Source organism: Tateyamaria pelophila (assembly GCF_019966495.1).
In the GTDB taxonomy this organism is placed as follows: Bacteria; Pseudomonadota; Alphaproteobacteria; order Rhodobacterales; family Rhodobacteraceae; genus Tateyamaria; species Tateyamaria pelophila.
The window spans coordinates 13,017-28,279 of record NZ_JAIMIA010000031.1 but is presented as its reverse complement, the minus strand read 5'-3'; the positions used below and the strand labels follow the sequence as shown (position 1 = coordinate 28,279).

At 57.3% G+C, this 15,263-nt stretch carries 16 protein-coding genes; 8 read left to right on the top strand and 8 right to left on the bottom strand.

Annotated features, from left to right (window positions below):
- The first annotated feature begins 61 nt into the window (after positions 1 to 61).
- The 8 genes from LC354_RS11920 (at position 62) to LC354_RS11885 (ending at position 7,939) form a co-directional block, all read left to right on the top strand.
- Positions 62 to 1,609 (top strand): putative bifunctional diguanylate cyclase/phosphodiesterase, encoded by a 1,548-nt coding sequence (locus LC354_RS11920; protein WP_223424082.1) that lies wholly within the window; start codon positions 62 to 64, stop codon positions 1,607 to 1,609.
- A 212-nt stretch (positions 1,610 to 1,821) separates the two neighbouring features.
- The gene (gene yidC, locus LC354_RS11915) at positions 1,822 to 3,645 is read left to right on the top strand and encodes a membrane protein insertase YidC (protein WP_223424080.1); all 1,824 of its coding nucleotides are present in this window, start codon (positions 1,822 to 1,824) and stop codon (positions 3,643 to 3,645) included.
- Entirely contained in the window at positions 3,645 to 4,382 is a 738-nt protein-coding gene (locus LC354_RS11910; RefSeq protein WP_223424079.1) for an MOSC domain-containing protein, read from the top strand. Before yidC ends, LC354_RS11910 begins: the two co-directional genes overlap by 1 nt.
- Positions 4,379 to 5,032, top strand: a complete 654-nt coding sequence (yihA, locus tag LC354_RS11905) for a ribosome biogenesis GTP-binding protein YihA/YsxC (RefSeq protein ID WP_223424077.1) — start codon at positions 4,379 to 4,381, stop codon at positions 5,030 to 5,032. The genes LC354_RS11910 and yihA overlap by 4 nt, the downstream gene beginning before the upstream one ends.
- Before the next feature lie 86 nt (positions 5,033 to 5,118).
- A complete protein-coding gene (gene argB, locus LC354_RS11900; protein ID WP_223424075.1) occupies positions 5,119 to 5,982 on the top strand; it encodes an acetylglutamate kinase in 864 nt (287 codons plus the stop codon).
- A gap of 57 nt (positions 5,983 to 6,039) precedes the next feature.
- Entirely contained in the window at positions 6,040 to 6,834 is a 795-nt protein-coding gene (locus LC354_RS11895; protein ID WP_223424073.1) for a sterol desaturase family protein, read from the top strand.
- Positions 6,831 to 7,448, top strand: coding sequence for a ferredoxin (locus LC354_RS11890; RefSeq protein ID WP_223424071.1), 618 nt, complete (start codon positions 6,831 to 6,833; stop codon positions 7,446 to 7,448). Before LC354_RS11895 ends, LC354_RS11890 begins: the two co-directional genes overlap by 4 nt.
- Positions 7,445 to 7,939 (top strand): SixA phosphatase family protein, encoded by a 495-nt coding sequence (locus LC354_RS11885; RefSeq protein WP_223424070.1) that lies wholly within the window; start codon positions 7,445 to 7,447, stop codon positions 7,937 to 7,939. The genes LC354_RS11890 and LC354_RS11885 overlap by 4 nt, the downstream gene beginning before the upstream one ends.
- A 101-nt stretch (positions 7,940 to 8,040) precedes the next feature.
- On the opposite strand, the gene LC354_RS11880 is transcribed toward LC354_RS11885, so the two are convergent.
- The 8 genes from LC354_RS11880 to LC354_RS11845 all read right to left on the bottom strand — a co-directional run bounded on the left by LC354_RS11880 (position 8,041) and on the right by LC354_RS11845 (position 15,179).
- A complete protein-coding gene (locus LC354_RS11880) occupies positions 8,041 to 9,057 on the bottom strand; it encodes an amino acid ABC transporter substrate-binding protein (protein ID WP_223424068.1) in 1,017 nt (338 codons plus the stop codon).
- Positions 9,058 to 9,265: 208 nt separating this feature from the next.
- On the bottom strand, positions 9,266 to 9,979 hold the full coding sequence (locus LC354_RS11875) for an ATP12 family chaperone protein (RefSeq protein WP_223424066.1): 714 nt from the start codon (positions 9,977 to 9,979) through the stop codon (positions 9,266 to 9,268).
- A gap of 1 nt (position 9,980) precedes the next feature.
- Positions 9,981 to 10,649, bottom strand: a complete 669-nt coding sequence (locus tag LC354_RS11870; protein ID WP_223424065.1) for an HAD-IA family hydrolase — start codon at positions 10,647 to 10,649, stop codon at positions 9,981 to 9,983.
- Positions 10,639 to 11,685 carry an RluA family pseudouridine synthase gene (locus LC354_RS11865; RefSeq protein ID WP_223424063.1) on the bottom strand — a complete coding sequence of 349 codons (1,047 nt, stop codon included), beginning with the start codon at positions 11,683 to 11,685 and terminating at the stop codon, positions 10,639 to 10,641. Before LC354_RS11865 ends, LC354_RS11870 begins: the two co-directional genes overlap by 11 nt.
- Positions 11,682 to 12,062, bottom strand: coding sequence for a fluoride efflux transporter CrcB (gene crcB / locus LC354_RS11860; RefSeq protein ID WP_223424061.1), 381 nt, complete (start codon positions 12,060 to 12,062; stop codon positions 11,682 to 11,684). Before crcB ends, LC354_RS11865 begins: the two co-directional genes overlap by 4 nt.
- A 31-nt stretch (positions 12,063 to 12,093) precedes the next feature.
- Positions 12,094 to 13,398 (bottom strand): replication-associated recombination protein A, encoded by a 1,305-nt coding sequence (locus LC354_RS11855; protein ID WP_223424059.1) that lies wholly within the window; start codon positions 13,396 to 13,398, stop codon positions 12,094 to 12,096.
- A gap of 204 nt (positions 13,399 to 13,602) precedes the next feature.
- Positions 13,603 to 14,022, bottom strand: a complete 420-nt coding sequence (gene rplQ, locus LC354_RS11850; RefSeq protein WP_223424058.1) for a 50S ribosomal protein L17 — start codon at positions 14,020 to 14,022, stop codon at positions 13,603 to 13,605.
- Positions 14,023 to 14,162: 140 nt separating this feature from the next.
- Positions 14,163 to 15,179, bottom strand: coding sequence for a DNA-directed RNA polymerase subunit alpha (locus tag LC354_RS11845; RefSeq protein ID WP_223424056.1), 1,017 nt, complete (start codon positions 15,177 to 15,179; stop codon positions 14,163 to 14,165).
- Positions 15,180 to 15,263: the final 84 nt, after the last annotated feature.

The window sequence follows — 15,263 nt, the reverse complement described above, 5'->3', positions numbered from 1 at the left end:
CTGCACTACCCCTGACCAAGCTTGCTATAACTCATGCAAGAGCAGACCTGAGGGGACCAAAATGCTGCTTCGTCTGACACAAGCGTTGGACCGCGCGCGCGAATGGTTTGTCGCCGCGATGTCCGGGCCGCAAACACTGGCATTTCTACCTGCGGCGACACTGGCTGCCTTCTGGTTGGGTGGCGAACCTGCCCTTGTTGGATTGGCCGTCGCTGTGCCGCTGTTGTGGCTGTTGTTCGGGGGCGTGGAAACCACGGCCAAAGCACGCCTTGCGCGCAGTGCTGCAACCGGCATCGTCCCAACCGATCAATTTTTGCCAAAGGTGGATACCACACTGGCCGATGCGCCCAGTTCGGGCAAATCCAGCGCGCTTTTTGTTTTGGAAATGGATCACTTCACCGATCTGACGGATCGCTATGAACCCGCGGCCATTGACAAGGTCTTGAAGGCGGTCGGCGACCGTATGCTGGCCACGTCACGCGATATCGACACGATCAGCCGTATCGGGGACAGCAGATTCGGGCTTTGTCTTGGGTTGGTACAGCATCTTGATCTGGAAAGTTGCATTCAATTGTCCGGCAGGCTTCAAGCCGCCATAGAAGAACCGATCGCTATCGACGGAACATCGGCCTATGTGTCGGCAAGCATCGGGTTCTGCCTGCTCAGCCGCGCACCCGGCAAAGACGCACAAGATTGGCTGAACGCAGCACTGGCTGCCATGAACGAAGCCCAGCGCCGCGGCCCGAGTACAGTCCGGGCTTATTCACCTGAATTGCAATCGCGTCTCAAGTATCGTGCCGATTTGCGAGATGAAGTGTCCTCAGCCTTGGAGCAAGGCTATATCCAGCCTTGGTTTCAGCCTCAGATTTCCACAAATACTGGCAAAGTGACTGGATTCGAGGCCCTCGCGCGCTGGATCCATCCCGATCGCGGCGCGATTTCGCCCGCCGAGTTTCTGCCCTCCATCGAAGCTGCCGGCCTGTTGGAACGTTTGGCCGAAGTAATGATGTATCATTCCTTTACGGCACTGAAAGCGTGGGACTCTGCAGGGCTGCACGTACCGCAGGTGGGCGTGAACTTCAGCGGCAGTGAACTCAGCAATCCCAGACTGGTCGACAAGGTTCGCTGGGAACTGGATCGTTTCGATCTTACCCCGGACCGATTGACTGTCGAGATATTGGAAACCGTCGTAACCAACAGTACGGATGACACGATCACACGAAATATCAAGGCGTTGACCGATTTGGGATGTCATATCGATCTCGACGATTTCGGCACTGGCAACGCCTCAATTGCGTCAATCCGTCGCTTTGGAGTCGGGCGCATCAAGATCGACCGTTCATTTGTCATGAAAGCGGATCGTGATCCCGAACAACAACGCATGATCAGCGCCGTTTTGACAATGGCAGAACGTCTGGGTGTGGAAACCCTTGCCGAAGGGGTAGAAACCGTTGGAGAGCATGCTTTGTTGGCACAACTGGGTTGCGACCACGTCCAGGGCTTTGGCATTGCGCGCCCCATGCCCTTTGAAAAAACCCTTGATTGGGTGCGGGCCCACGAAGCGAAACTGCAAGAGGCACCCGTCATTCCAGGCCGTAGGATCAACTAACGGTCGTCTCTACTCGGCCTCACATCTGCCCGGTGGCAATCCATCTGGCCGACAAGATCACGGTACACGATTATTCTTCCGCGATCGAAACGCCCTGCTACGGCGCGTCCCGCTGCAATCGGATGCACCAGAAAAGGGCGAATCCGCTTGACCTTTGGGCTCGCACTCTGTTGAACCCGTGAAACGTTTCAGACAGCAGGTGGCAGTCCCCAATGGACGATCAAAACAAGAACCTTATTCTTGCAACAGCGCTCAGCTTCATCGTAATTCTGGTGTGGTTTGTCTTGTTTCCGCCGCCGGAACCCGACCCGTCTTTGGACGTATCTTCACCTGAATTGACTGCACCTGTCGATGGCACGGCCACTGTCCCAAGCGCGCCTGCCGATGGCTTTACACAGCCAGCCGATGCCGTTGCGGCAACAGACATGGAAACATCGGCAGACGCCCCGCGCATCGACATCGAAACGCCACGGTTGAGCGGTTCCATCTCCTTGTTGGGAGGACGGATCGACGACTTGAACCTGAGCGACTACCGCGTCACCCTGGCTGAGGACTCGCCCGTTGTCACGCTCCTGCAACCCGTCGGGTCAGCAAGCGCATATTACGCGCTTTATGGCTGGGCCCCTGGAGCAGGTATCGACCCCGCTTCGGTTCCCGGGCCAAACACGGAGTGGAAACAGGTCAGTGGCGGAACGCTCGGCGTGGACACGCCCATCCGTCTTGAATGGTCTAACGACAGCGGTCAGACTTTCGCCCGCGAAATCGCCGTCGATGCCGATTACATGTTTACCGTCACCCAATCGGTCACCAACGCAAGCGATGCAACTGTCAGCATGGCACCCTATGGCCTGATCGCGCGGCACGGGATGCCACCCGATCTCAAGAACTTCTTTATCCTGCACGAAGGCGTCGTTGCCATGGCAGATGGGGAACTGAGCGAAGTAAACTGGGATGACATCCCGGATTTCGAATTCGATCCCCGTCAGGGTGCCCGCGCAGAAACCACTGCCGTCGAGCAAAACGGATGGATTGGATTTACAGATCACTACTGGATGAGCACGCTGATCCCCGAGCCGGGATCCGCATTCCGCCAGGTCATCAAATATGATGAGCGTCGCGATATCTTCCAGACGGAAGCGGTACTGCCAACTCGTACCATTGCGCCTGGGGCCTCGACCTCTGTTACAACGCAACTTTTTGCCGGTGCAAAGGAATGGGAAACCATCCGCGCCTATCAAGAAGCAGGCGTAGAAGGATTCATCGATTCCATCGACTGGGGTTGGTTCTTCTTCCTGACCAAGCCAATCTTTTGGCTTCTTCACGAGTTGAACAAGCTGATCGGCAATATGGGCTGGTCGATTATTGGGCTCACGCTGATCATCAAGGCAATCCTGTTCCCGCTGGCGTACAAGTCCTACGTCTCGATGGCGAAGATGAAAGAACTTCAGCCGCAGATGGAAGCTCTGAAAGAGGCAGCTGGCGACGATCGCCAAAAGATGCAGCAAGGCATGATGGAGTTGTACAAGAAGGAAAAGGTGAACCCGGCCGCGGGTTGTTTGCCGATCCTGTTGCAGATCCCCATCTTCTTTTCCCTGTACAAGGTGATCTTTGTCACGATCGAGCTTCGGCACGCACCTTTCTTTGGTCCATTCCGCGACTTGAGTGCGCCTGATCCAACGACATTCCTGAACCTCTTTGGTTTGCTGCCAATCGCCGCTCCCGAACCAGGTTCAATCATGGCGCTTATTTTCATCGGTATCCTGCCGCTCCTGCTGGGCATCTCGATGTGGGTGCAGCAAAAGTTGAACCCGGCGCCGACGGACCCGACACAGCAGATGATCTTTGCGTGGATGCCGTGGGTCTTTATGTTCATGCTGGGTGGGTTTGCCAGCGGTCTGGTCGTGTACTGGATTGCGAACAACACCATCACATTCACCCAGCAATACCTGATCATGCGCAGCCAGGGGTATAAGCCTGATCTTTTGGGCAACATCAAATCGGGCTTCAAAAAGCGGGCGAAAACGGAAAACAAGTGATGAAGGTCGACGGTCTCTGGCGTCACCCGATAAAAAGCCACGGGCGTGAAGCACTCACTTCCGTGAGCTTGCGGGCGGGGGAAGCCATGCCGTGGGATCGCGTTTGGGCCGTTGCACATGAGGCGACACGGGCAAGACCCGGTGAATGGGCCCCTTGCGCAAATTTCAGCCGCGTCTCAAAGGCGCCCAAGCTGATGGCCATTACCATCGTTCTGGACGAAGCCAAGGGAGTATTGACCCTTTCGCATCCGGATCGTCCGGATCTCACCTTTGATCCGGACCAGGAACCAGACGCGCTGATCGGTTGGACAGCACCTCTGGTGCCACAAGATCGCGCCTTGCCCGATCATATCATGCGCCTTGATGGGCGCGGATATACGGACAGCGATTTCCCATCCGTGACGCTCTGCAACCGCGCATCACATCGTGCTCTCGAGGCGCAAATGGGTAAGGATCTGTCGATCCACCGCTGGCGCGGCAATGTCTGGTTCGATAGCGATACGCCTTGGATTGAGTTTGACTGGATCGATCGTGACATTCAGATCGGCGGCGCTACACTGCGCCCACGGGAGCGTACAGACCGCTGCCTCGCGACGACAACAAACCCGGAAACGGGCAAACGGGATGCAGATACACTTGCGGCACTGGCGTCCTTTGGGCATCAGGATTTTTCGGTCAGATGCGAGGTCGTGTCGTCGGGGAATGTTTGCGTTGGAGATGAGGTTGTTCTGGTATGAGCCAACTTAGATTTCCACTCGCAGAAACACCTGATCCACAAACAGAAGAGCGGGGTCGGCTGTTGTTTGCCGGCGACACCGAGTTTGTGAAAGGCGTGGTCGTCATGTCAGGTCTGCCTCCGGCAGATCGTCTTGAGGTTTGTTTTGCAGGCCGCTCAAATGTTGGAAAATCCAGCCTGATAAACGCTTTGACAGGTCGCAAGGGACTGGCACGGGCATCAAACACACCAGGGCGGACGCAAGAGATTAACTTCTTCACCGCCGGGGAAGACCACTATCTTGTTGATTTGCCGGGGTATGGCTTTGCCAATGCGCCGCTGCCGGTCGTGGAAAAGTGGCAAAAATTGCTGAAGCAATATCTGTCCGGCCGCCAGACGCTACGACGGGCATTTGTTCTGATCGACGCGCGCCACGGTGTCAAAAAGGTAGATGAAGAGATCATGAGCCTGCTCGACAGTGCGGCGGTGACGTTTCAATGTGTGCTGACGAAAGCGGACAAGGTCAAAGCCAACGAACGCAAAGCTGTTTTAGACAGGACCCGCGCCGCGCTTTCGAAACACCCTGCAGCCTTCCCCGAAATCGTACTAACCTCCAGCGAAAAGGGCGACGGCATCCCGACACTGCGCGCCATTATCGCGACGCTGACTTAACGCGACGAGATTTTTCGTACGAAAAATCTTGGCCTGTCCCAACTGTTCAGGCAAAAGTGATCACGCTTGGAACTCGTTACACAAAGATGAAGACGCAAGATATGAACCGCGATTGGATCGCAACAGCCCGTACCCTGAGCCAAGCTTTGCCATATATGCAAAGATATGCCGGCGCGACGGTCGTAATCAAACTTGGCGGACACGCGATGGGCAGTGACGAGGCCATGGCTAATTTCGCCAACGATATCGTTTTGATGCGTCAGGTCGGCGTAAACCCCGTGATCGTCCACGGCGGCGGTCCCATGATCAACACCATGCTGAAGCGTTTGAACATCCAATCGGAGTTCGTGAACGGCAAACGCGTGACGGACGCCGCCACAATGGAAGTGGTTGAAATGGTGTTGTCCGGTGTCGTCAACAAAAAAATCGTGCAGGCCATTAATCGCGCCGGTGGGCGTGCCGTCGGTTTGTCCGGCAAAGACGCAAACCTGATCATCTGCGATCAAACGGATCCTGAATTGGGCCTTGTCGGCACGCCGGCCCAGATGGATCCCGGTCTGTTACGCACTTTGTTCGAGCAATCCATAATCCCCGTGATTGCGCCTTTGGGTGCCGGGCGGAACGGCGAAACCTACAACATCAACGGGGACACAGCGGCAGGCGCCATTGCCAGCGCGCTCAAAGCCGATCGTTTGTTATTGCTGACGGACGTTTCAGGCGTGAAAAACACCGAAGGCGACGTGGTCACGGACCTCACCGCGAACCAGATCAAAGAAATGACCGAAGACGGCACAATTGCCGGTGGCATGATCCCCAAAACGCAAACAGCTCTCGATGCCATTGCCAGCGGCGTCCGAGCCGTCGTCATCCTGGATGGTCGAGCATCCAACGCGTGCCTTCTTGAATTGTTCACCGATCATGGCGCCGGCTCGATCATCCGGCCCCGTTGACGCAAACGTGTCGGTTGACCGCATTGCGCGCGCGACTGTGTCGCTTAGGTTTGCATCATGGAACATGAAGCTCTCATTCGCCTGGCCATCTTTCTAGGGCTGTTTTCAATCTTCGCGATTGTGGAAACTGTTGCGCCACGCCGCCAGCGGACGCAAACCCGCGTTCGGCGATGGACGACCAACTGGGGCTTTACGGTCGCGAATACGCTGCTCTTACGCGGTCTCTCAATCGCTATGCCCCTCTTGGCCGTAGGAGCGGCCATTGATGCGGCTGCACAGGGCTGGGGGCTATTCAATACGCTGGCACTGCCCGTGTGGATCGAAGTGATCGCCGCCATTCTGATCCTCGACTTTGCTATCTGGGCCCAGCATTTGATCACACATAAGGTACCTGCGTTGTGGCGCCTCCACAGGGTTCATCATGCGGATGTGGATATGGATGTCACCACGGCCATTCGGTTTCATCCGATTGAAATCGGGCTGTCAATGATCCTGAAGATCGGCCTCGTCTACCTGCTGGGACCTGCCGCCATTGCCGTTATCCTGTTCGAGATCATTCTGAACGGGACCGCAATGTTCAACCATGCAAATATCCGTTTGCCACTCTGGCTGGATCGTATCGTGCGCAAAGTTCTGGTCACCCCGGACATGCATCGCGTCCATCATTCCGTGCATCGCTCAGAGCATGACAGCAACTACGGCTTTGCGCTGTCGATCTGGGACAGGTTGTTTGGCACCTACATCGCACAGCCGGCTGCGGGGCACGATGCCATGCAGGTCGGTCTCGAATGGCAGGATGATCGCCCCTCGAAGCTGGTGTGGAGCATGTCGCTCCCATTCATGCGCAAATGAATTTCAATGACATTCAAAATGACGTTGCGGCGCATGGGCTTTTCGTAATGGGCGCTGCCGGTTCACGTGTATTGATCGGCACAGACAGTCATTGGTGGGGCATCTTTGAAGAAAGCCCTGAATGCGCTGACGGTGAAAAAAATCCCGTCGATCGCTGGTCAAAACGCGTCCTGAATGACTTGGCTGCGCGCGCAGGTGCAACGGCCTTCTTCCCTTCCGACGGGCCACCCTATGCCCCTTTCATCGCATGGGCGCTGGAGACCGGCAGGTTCTGGCAAAGTCCGACGGGAATGATGATCCACGACCGTGCCGGACTGATGATTTCAATCCGGGGAGCTTTGGAGTTTCCAACAGAGTTTCCAAAGGTCCAACCCAAAACCAGCCCATGCGACACCTGCACCGACAGGCCCTGCATATCCGCGTGCCCCGTCGACGCGTTGAGTGACGCGCATCCCTATGATGTGCCCGCATGTAAGGCGTATCTTGATACGCCCTCCGGAGCACAGACCTGCATGGCCAAAGGGTGCGATGTCCGCCGCGCCTGCCCGGTCAGCCGCGCCTTTGCTCGACCTGAACGCCAATCTGCATTCCATATGAAAGCATTTCTCGGATGACCCGTACTTTGATCCTGATGCGCCATGCCAAATCAAGCTGGGATGACATCACTTTGCCAGATCACGACCGCCCCCTGAACGATCGCGGTCGCGCTTCGGCGCAAGCCATGGGAAACTGGCTGCGGACGCAAGACCACCGGCCTGACGCGGCAGTCAGTTCCACCAGCCAACGGACGGGTGAGACGTTTCGCATGCTGGGCTTCGATATTCCGGTCTTCTACACGCGGACACTTTATCACGCAGGCCCCGAGGTCATGATGGATGTGCTGCGAGATCAGACCGCGCAGACACTGCTGATGCTCGGACACAATCCCGGCATTGCCGATTTTGCAGATCGGTTGGTCAGCCATGCACCGCGACATCCGCGATTTGCTGACTATCCGACCTGTGCCACCTGTGTAATCCGGTTCGATTCCGACAGTTGGAACACGATTGGCTGGCGCGAAGGCCAGCCAATTGATTTCGCGATACCACGCGAGGTGATGGGGTAAGGCGGACGCATCATCCGCCCCAGCGTTTTCTCTGCTGTCCTCAGGCATCTTCGCGTAATGCAAATGGGACAAGCTTAACTCAGCACTACGGGGTCTGTACCTCAGCGAAATGGCGGACTGTAGAGCAGGCCGCCATCCGTCCACTGCGCATTCAGGCCACGGGCCAGACCGATCGGGGTAGCTTCGCCGATGTTTTTCTCGAAAACTTCGCCGTAGTTGCCCGAGACGGACAGAGCTTTCATCGCCCAGTCCGGTTCCAAACCAAGCATTTGACCAAGCGTGCCTTCGGTGCCCAGCAGACGATTGATTTCCGGGTTGTTGGTGCCCGCGCTCAATTCAGAGATGTTTGCCGATGTGATGCCCAACTCTTCTGCCGCGATCATCGCATTCAACGTCCAGCGCACCACGTCACCCCATTCGTTGTCGCCATGGCGGACCAGCGGGCCAAGCGGTTCCTTGGAGATGATTTCGGGCAACAGAACATGCTCGCCGGGTGTTTCGAATGTCGCGCGTGTCGCAGCCAGGCCGGATGCGTCCGTCGTGTACACGTCACAGGCACCCGCCAGATACTGTTGTTGTGCCTGGGCATTGGTTTCGATTTCAACGGGCTCGTACCTGATGTTGTTCGCGCGGAAGAAATCCGACAGGTTCAACTCGTTTGTCGTGCCGGTCTGGATACACACCGTCGCGCCACCAAGATCCTTGGCAGAAGACACGCCCAGCTCCTTCGGAACCATAAAGCCCTGGCCGTCATAGTAGTTTATGCCAGCGAAATCGAACTTGAGATCCGTATCGGCGCTGAGCGTCCATGTCGTATTCCGTGCCAGAACGTCGACCTGCCCGGAGGCGAGTGCGATAAAGCGTGTTTTTCCAGTGGTCGGGAAGAACTCCACGGCATTTCCGTCCCCCAAAACGGCCGCAGCCAGTGCACGACAAATAGAAACGTCAAAACCTTTCCACTCGCCATTTGCGTCTTCGGACGCAAAGCCCGCAAGACCGGAGTTCACGCCGCAGTTCAGTTTGCCACGTGCTTTGACGTCATCCAATGTGCCGGCGACTGCGAAACCTGCCGTAAGGCTCACGACAGCCAACGCGCCAAAAAATACCGACTTTTTCATTTTTACCTCTTCCTGATTGTACACCGCACTTTTGCGGCGGCGACGGCGTGATATGAGCGTTTTGCCACGCCGAAGCCTTCCCGTCAGGTTTTTACCCTACTATGATTTGGCAACAGTTTGTTAGGATTTGCCGCACTACGTCAAGACCAAGGCACTGATATTTGATGCATTATTGAGCATAACGGCGGGTTACCCTCCAAGCGAGAATTTATCGCTCGCGCATAGCCTCCAGGAAGTTTTTTGCATGAAAGTAGCTGGATTTCTTTACTTCCGCCGCTTCTTGCGCTTCTTCATCAACACCCCATTGCTCCTCTTGCCATGTTTCATCCAGCCGGGATGCTGACCAAATCTCATTCGCTGAGGCGTCGGCCTGTGCCGTTGCAAAACCAAGGACCAGTGAACCAGTCAAACTGACAAGATCGTGGAAGCAAGCCAATTCATATGCAGACAGGGCGTGGGTGTGATGCCAGAGCGTTTTCAGCGCTGCTTCATCTTGGGGTTCGTGCATCAATCCGATACGCGGATGCAAGCGCGCACCCAGCGCGTCAGCCGCCCAATCCAGATAGGGATCCCAGACAGCCGCCTGCCGCAACACAAGCTCTGTCGGTGCCGCGGCGCGGTAGCACAGCAAATCCGCGTCACCGTAGGCCGCCAACATGTCAACAACTTCCGCGTGCTGAGGGGCAACTTTGTCGATCGCCGCATTCGCCGTTCGCGTAAAGGGCATGGAAAGCGGATCGATCACATCGTCCTGCGCGTCCCACTCGGCGGCAATCGCGTCGGCAAGCGCAACCGTGGGTACGACCAGCGCGGCCTTGGCCGGCGTTTTGACCGCCCGCCCATCCAACCGCACGGTCCAGCCGTCCTCAACCTGCTCCGTTTCGGCCGCTTTCCAAAAGCGTTTCGCTTTCCACTCACTCATTTCAGCGTTCCCACATCGTCGCCAGCGCGGCGTCCAAGCTGTCAAAATCATTTAGTACGGTTGTCGCATAGGTCAGGTGATCGGCTGGATGATACCCCCATGACACACCGATGAAAGGCATTCCCGCCGACCGCGCCATATCCATATCAAAGGTCGTATCGCCAATCATAACCGCGTGATCCGCTTCTACGCCCGCCTCATCCATCGCGGCGTGCAACATCGCGGGGTGCGGTTTGGACGGATGGAAGTCAGCCACTTGCTGCGTCACGAAAATCGGGCCGAAATCGTAGGCCTCCAGCAACAGATCAAGGCCCCGTCGCGATTTTCCTGTCGCGATCCCAAGCAAAATGCCCGGCGTGGCCTGCAACCGTTCAAGCATCCCGCGCGCGCCGGGATAGAGCGGCGAAGATTGTGCAGACCCTGCGGCAGCTCGACGAGACACAAAGCTGTCCTTGTAGGTTTGCACCATGCGGTCGATGTCTGCATCCGGCGCCAGCCGTGCCATTGCGACAGGCAATGACAGGCCGACGATGCGCAGGATCTGATCGCGCGCAGGCGGAACATGCCCAACGGCATCGAACGCGTCCAGCATGCTGGCGACGATCACGGCCTGACTGTCCACGAGCGTCCCATCGACATCGAACACGACCAAACGGGTCCTAGTCGTCATGAAGGCTCTCGAACGGGTCTTCGGCGGCCAGATCTTCGGTCCAGCCGAACGTATCCCAGCTTTGTTTCATATGCTCGGGCATGGCGGCGGTGATGGTGGTCACCTTGCGGGTCTCGGGATGCTCAAACCGGATCATACGGGCATGCAGGTGCAGCTTTTTCGAGATGATGCCCCCCAATTGCGCGCCCCAACCGTCGCCCATGTTTTCCTGGCCAGAGCCGCCATATTTGCCATCGCCAATGATCGGATGGCCAATCTCGGCCATGTGGGCGCGCAGCTGGTGCGTGCGGCCCGTCAAAGGCTCAAGCGCCACCCAGGCCGCCCGCGACGCGACACGGTAAAGCGTGGCATAAAGCGTATGCGCCCGCTTGGCTCCAAAGGTGCTCTCAATGTCGCGCGGATGCACCGCGACCATTTTCTCACCTTCGCCGCCTTTTCCATGGCCGCCCGCCTTGACCAGACCGTACTTGATCTCGGCGAGGTAAGGCGTCGGAACGCCAGCCACGAGGGCCCAGTAGATTTTGCGCGTTTCGCGGTGACGCATTGCTGCCGTGAGGGCCTTGGCCGCCAACCGGGTGCGGGCCATCAGCAACACACCCGACGTGTCCCTGTCGAGCCGGTGGACGAGGCGCGGCTTTTCCTCAAACCCGAATTTCAGAGCTTCGGCCATGCCGTCGACATGGCGCGTCTGGCCTGACCCCCCTTGGGTCGCCAGACCCGGCGGTTTGTTCAGCGCTATGATATGATCGTCGCGGTAAATCACGCAGGACTGGATCAGCTTGGTGTCCGCGTCCGAAACGGTTGTGCGCACGACGACAGGCGCCGCCTTGTCCGGCAGCGGCGGAATACGCACCTGCATGCCCTCTTCGACACGGGTCGAGGATTTCACCCGCCCCCCATCAATGCGACACTCGCCCTTGCGACACATCTTTTCGATCATGCCCTGGCTGACCTGCGGAAATCGGCGCTTCATCCAGCGATCCAGACGCTGATCGCCTTCGCCTTCGGCGACAGTGACTGTTTGAACTCGACTCATAGGAATACTCCTCGGGCTGCAAACAGCCCCAATGCCAGTGCTCCGACCGACAGGCCCACCGACAACAAAATATAGAGGCCCGCCTGCCCCACCTGGCCACGTTCGATCATCGTCATGGTTTCAAGCGAAAAGGCAGAGAATGTCGTGAACCCACCCAACAGACCCGTCATCACAAAGGGGCTCAGATGCGTCAGGCCGCGATGGGCCGCGGCAACCACAAAGAATCCCATCAGAAAAGAACCGATCACGTTCACGGTGATGATGGCCAGGGGGAAGTCAGTCGGCCCCAGTGCGCGTAGAATGGCCACGCCCGTCAACCAGCGCAAGGATGCGCCGATGGCCCCGCCAAGGGCAACAAGAGAGAGTGTTGAGGTCATGTGCGGTCTGTCGTCCGAACGCGTACAAGAGTCAAGTTTCACGCTTGGCCCGGAGCCGCGCAAAGTAGTCCAGCCGTTTTTTCAGATCCCGCTCAAACCCGCGCTCGACCGGTTGATAGAGATCCGGACGATCCATTCCATCAGGGAAATAGTTCTGGCCGGAAAACCCATCTTCGGCATCGTGATCATAGGCATAGCCTGTGCCGTATCCCTGATCCTTCATCAACGATGTAGGCGCGTTCAGGATATGTTTGGGCGGTGGCTCTGATCCGGTCTGTTTGGCTGCGCGCCGCGCGCCCTTGTATGCCACGTAGGTCGCGTTCGACTTGGGGGCCAAAGCAAGATAGACAAGCGCCTGTGCCAACGCCAGCTCGCCCTCCGGGCTGCCAAGCCGTTCATAGGTTTCCCAGCCTTGCAGGCAGACAGATTGCGCCTGCGGGTCTGCCAAGCCAATATCTTCGACCGCCATCCGGGTGATGCGGCGGGCAAGAAAGCGGGGATCTTCGCCGCCCTCCAGCATACGTGCAAACCAATAAAGGGCCGCATCCGGGTCGGAGCCGCGGACCGATTTGTGCAGCGCAGAAATGAGATTGTAGTGCGCGTCGCCCGATTTGTCATATTGCGCAGCCCGCCGCATCAAACGGGTCGCAAGCGCGTTTTGATCCAACGTCCCGGTCACGGTCCAGGCCATCACCTGCTCGATCAGGTTCAATAGGGCGCGGCCATCGCCATCTGCCATCTCCAACAGGTTTTCGCGCGCGAGACCATCCAGCGGCAAGGGGCGGTTGAGTTCCTGTTCGGCCCGTTGCGCCAGCAGTTCCAAATCTTTCAGGTCAAGCCGTTCCAACACAAGGACCTGTGCGCGGCTCAGAACGGCAGCGTTCAACTCAAAGCTGGGATTTTCGGTCGTGGCCCCGACCAGCAGGATTGTCCCGTCTTCCATGTGCGGCAGAAAACCGTCCTGCTGTGCCTTGTTGAAACGATGGATCTCGTCGACGAACAACAAGGTGCCCTGCCCGTTTTGCCGTCTGAACTTGGCGGCTTCGAACACTTTCTTGAGGTCCGGAACACCTGTGAAAATGGCGCTGATCTGTACGAAATGCAGGTCGGTTTCATTGGCCAGAAGGCGCGCAATCGTGGTTTTTCCGACGCCCGGCGGGCCCCAGAATATCAGTGAACCCAATGCACCGGCTTCCAGCATCACGGTCAACGGCCCCTCGGGGCCAATCACCTTTGCCTGACCAATGACGTCAGACAGCTTTTGCGGACGTAAGCGATCCGCAAGGGGGCGATGGCCGGTATCGGGCGATGTCTCCGTTCCAAACAGGTCAGCCATGGAGCGCGCTCCGTTCACCCCAGCAAACGCAGCCCTTCGATGCGTCGGTGCAAGCATAAAATCGACGTACAGACTGTTTCATGGTTCCTGAAATATTCAAAACCCGCGGGGGAAAAGCCGGATGGAAAAGCTTACAGACAAAACACAGAAAACGCAAAAGCCCCCGCATTTGCAGGGGCCCAGCACATCCAAATTGTTTGGATATTATTCGTCTGCGGCTTCTTCGGCTGCAACACGGGCCTTATCGGCAGCGCCTTTGGCGTCGCGGTCGCGGTCCACGAACTCGATGATGGCCATCGGTGCCATATCGCCGTAGCGGAAACCGGCTTTGAGTACCCGCACATAACCACCCTGACGGTCGGCATAACGTGGGCCGAGAACGTCAAACAGTTTGGCGACGTATTGTTCTTCCTTCAGCTTGGATGCGGCCTGACGACGGGCGTGCAAGTCGCCGCGCTTGGCGAGCGTGATCATCTTTTCGATGATCGGGCGCAGTTCTTTTGCCTTGGGCAGAGTTGTCTTGATTTGCTCATGTTCGATGAGTGAGCCTGCCATGTTCGAGAACAACGCCTTGCGGTGTTCATGAGTCCGGTTCAGGCGGCGGTAACCACGTGCGTGACGCATTTTCTATCTCCTAATCGTGCCCTCTACGGGCGGTTTTGCTTTGTCCGGCAGACGATGCGTGTCACCTGCTCTCCTTGGGGCGCTTTAGCCCGGGGTCGGCGCCCAAGATTTTTCGTACGAAAAATCTTGGTACCAATGGCTTAGAAGTTGTCTTCGAACTTCTTGGCGAGGTCTTCGATGTTGTCTGGTGGCCAGTCTTCGACGTCCATGCCGAGGTGCAGACCCATGCCGGACAACACTTCCTTGATCTCGTTCAGCGACTTGCGGCCAAAGTTCGGCGTGCGCAGCATCTCTGCTTCGGTCTTCTGGATGAGATCGCCGATGTAAACGATATTGTCGTTTTTGAGGCAGTTTGCCGAACGAACGGACAATTCCAGTTCGTCTACTTTCTTGAGCAGCAGCGGGTTGAACTCGAGACCGTCGTCGTCGTCTTGACGCGAGGCCGATTCTGGTTCGTCGAAGTTGACGAAGATGCCCAACTGATCCTGCAAAATGCGCGCGGCAAAGGCCACAGCATCGTCGGGGGTCAGCGAGCCGTCTGTTTCGACTTTCATCGTCAGCTTGTCATAATCCAGAACCTGACCTTCACGGGTTGGCTGAACATCATAGCTGACCTTCTTGACCGGCGAATAGATTGCGTCGATCGGGATCAGGCCGATGGGCGCATCTTCGGGTTTGTTCTTGTCCGCGGAGACATAGCCCTTGCCGGTATTGACCGTCAGTTCCATGTACACGTCGGCACCGTCATCAAGGTGGCAGATCACATGATCGCGGTTCAGGATCTCGATCCCGGCGCTTTCGGAGATGTCACCGGCCGTAACAACACCCGGACCCTTGGCAGAGATCGACAGCCGCTTGGGCCCTTCGACTTCCATCCGCAGGCTCACACCTTTGAGGTTCAGGATTATGTCGGTGACGTCTTCACGCACACCGGCCACGCTCGAGAACTCATGCAGCACGTTGTCGATTTGTACCGACGAAATCGCAGCGCCTTGCAGCGAGCTCATCAGCACGCGGCGCAGGGCGTTGCCCATGGTCAGGCCAAAACCACGCTCCAGCGGCTCGGCGATCACGGTCGCCTGGCGCGCAGGCTCGTTGCCCGGCTTGACTTCAAGCTGCTGTGGCTTGATCAGTTCTGCCCAATTTTTGTGGATCATGCGTCCCTCCATTCTTGTCCGCGCGCCATGTCCTAACGCGCCGACTCCCGAGGTTTCAGAAAAGCGGATCGGGGCCGTGCGAAA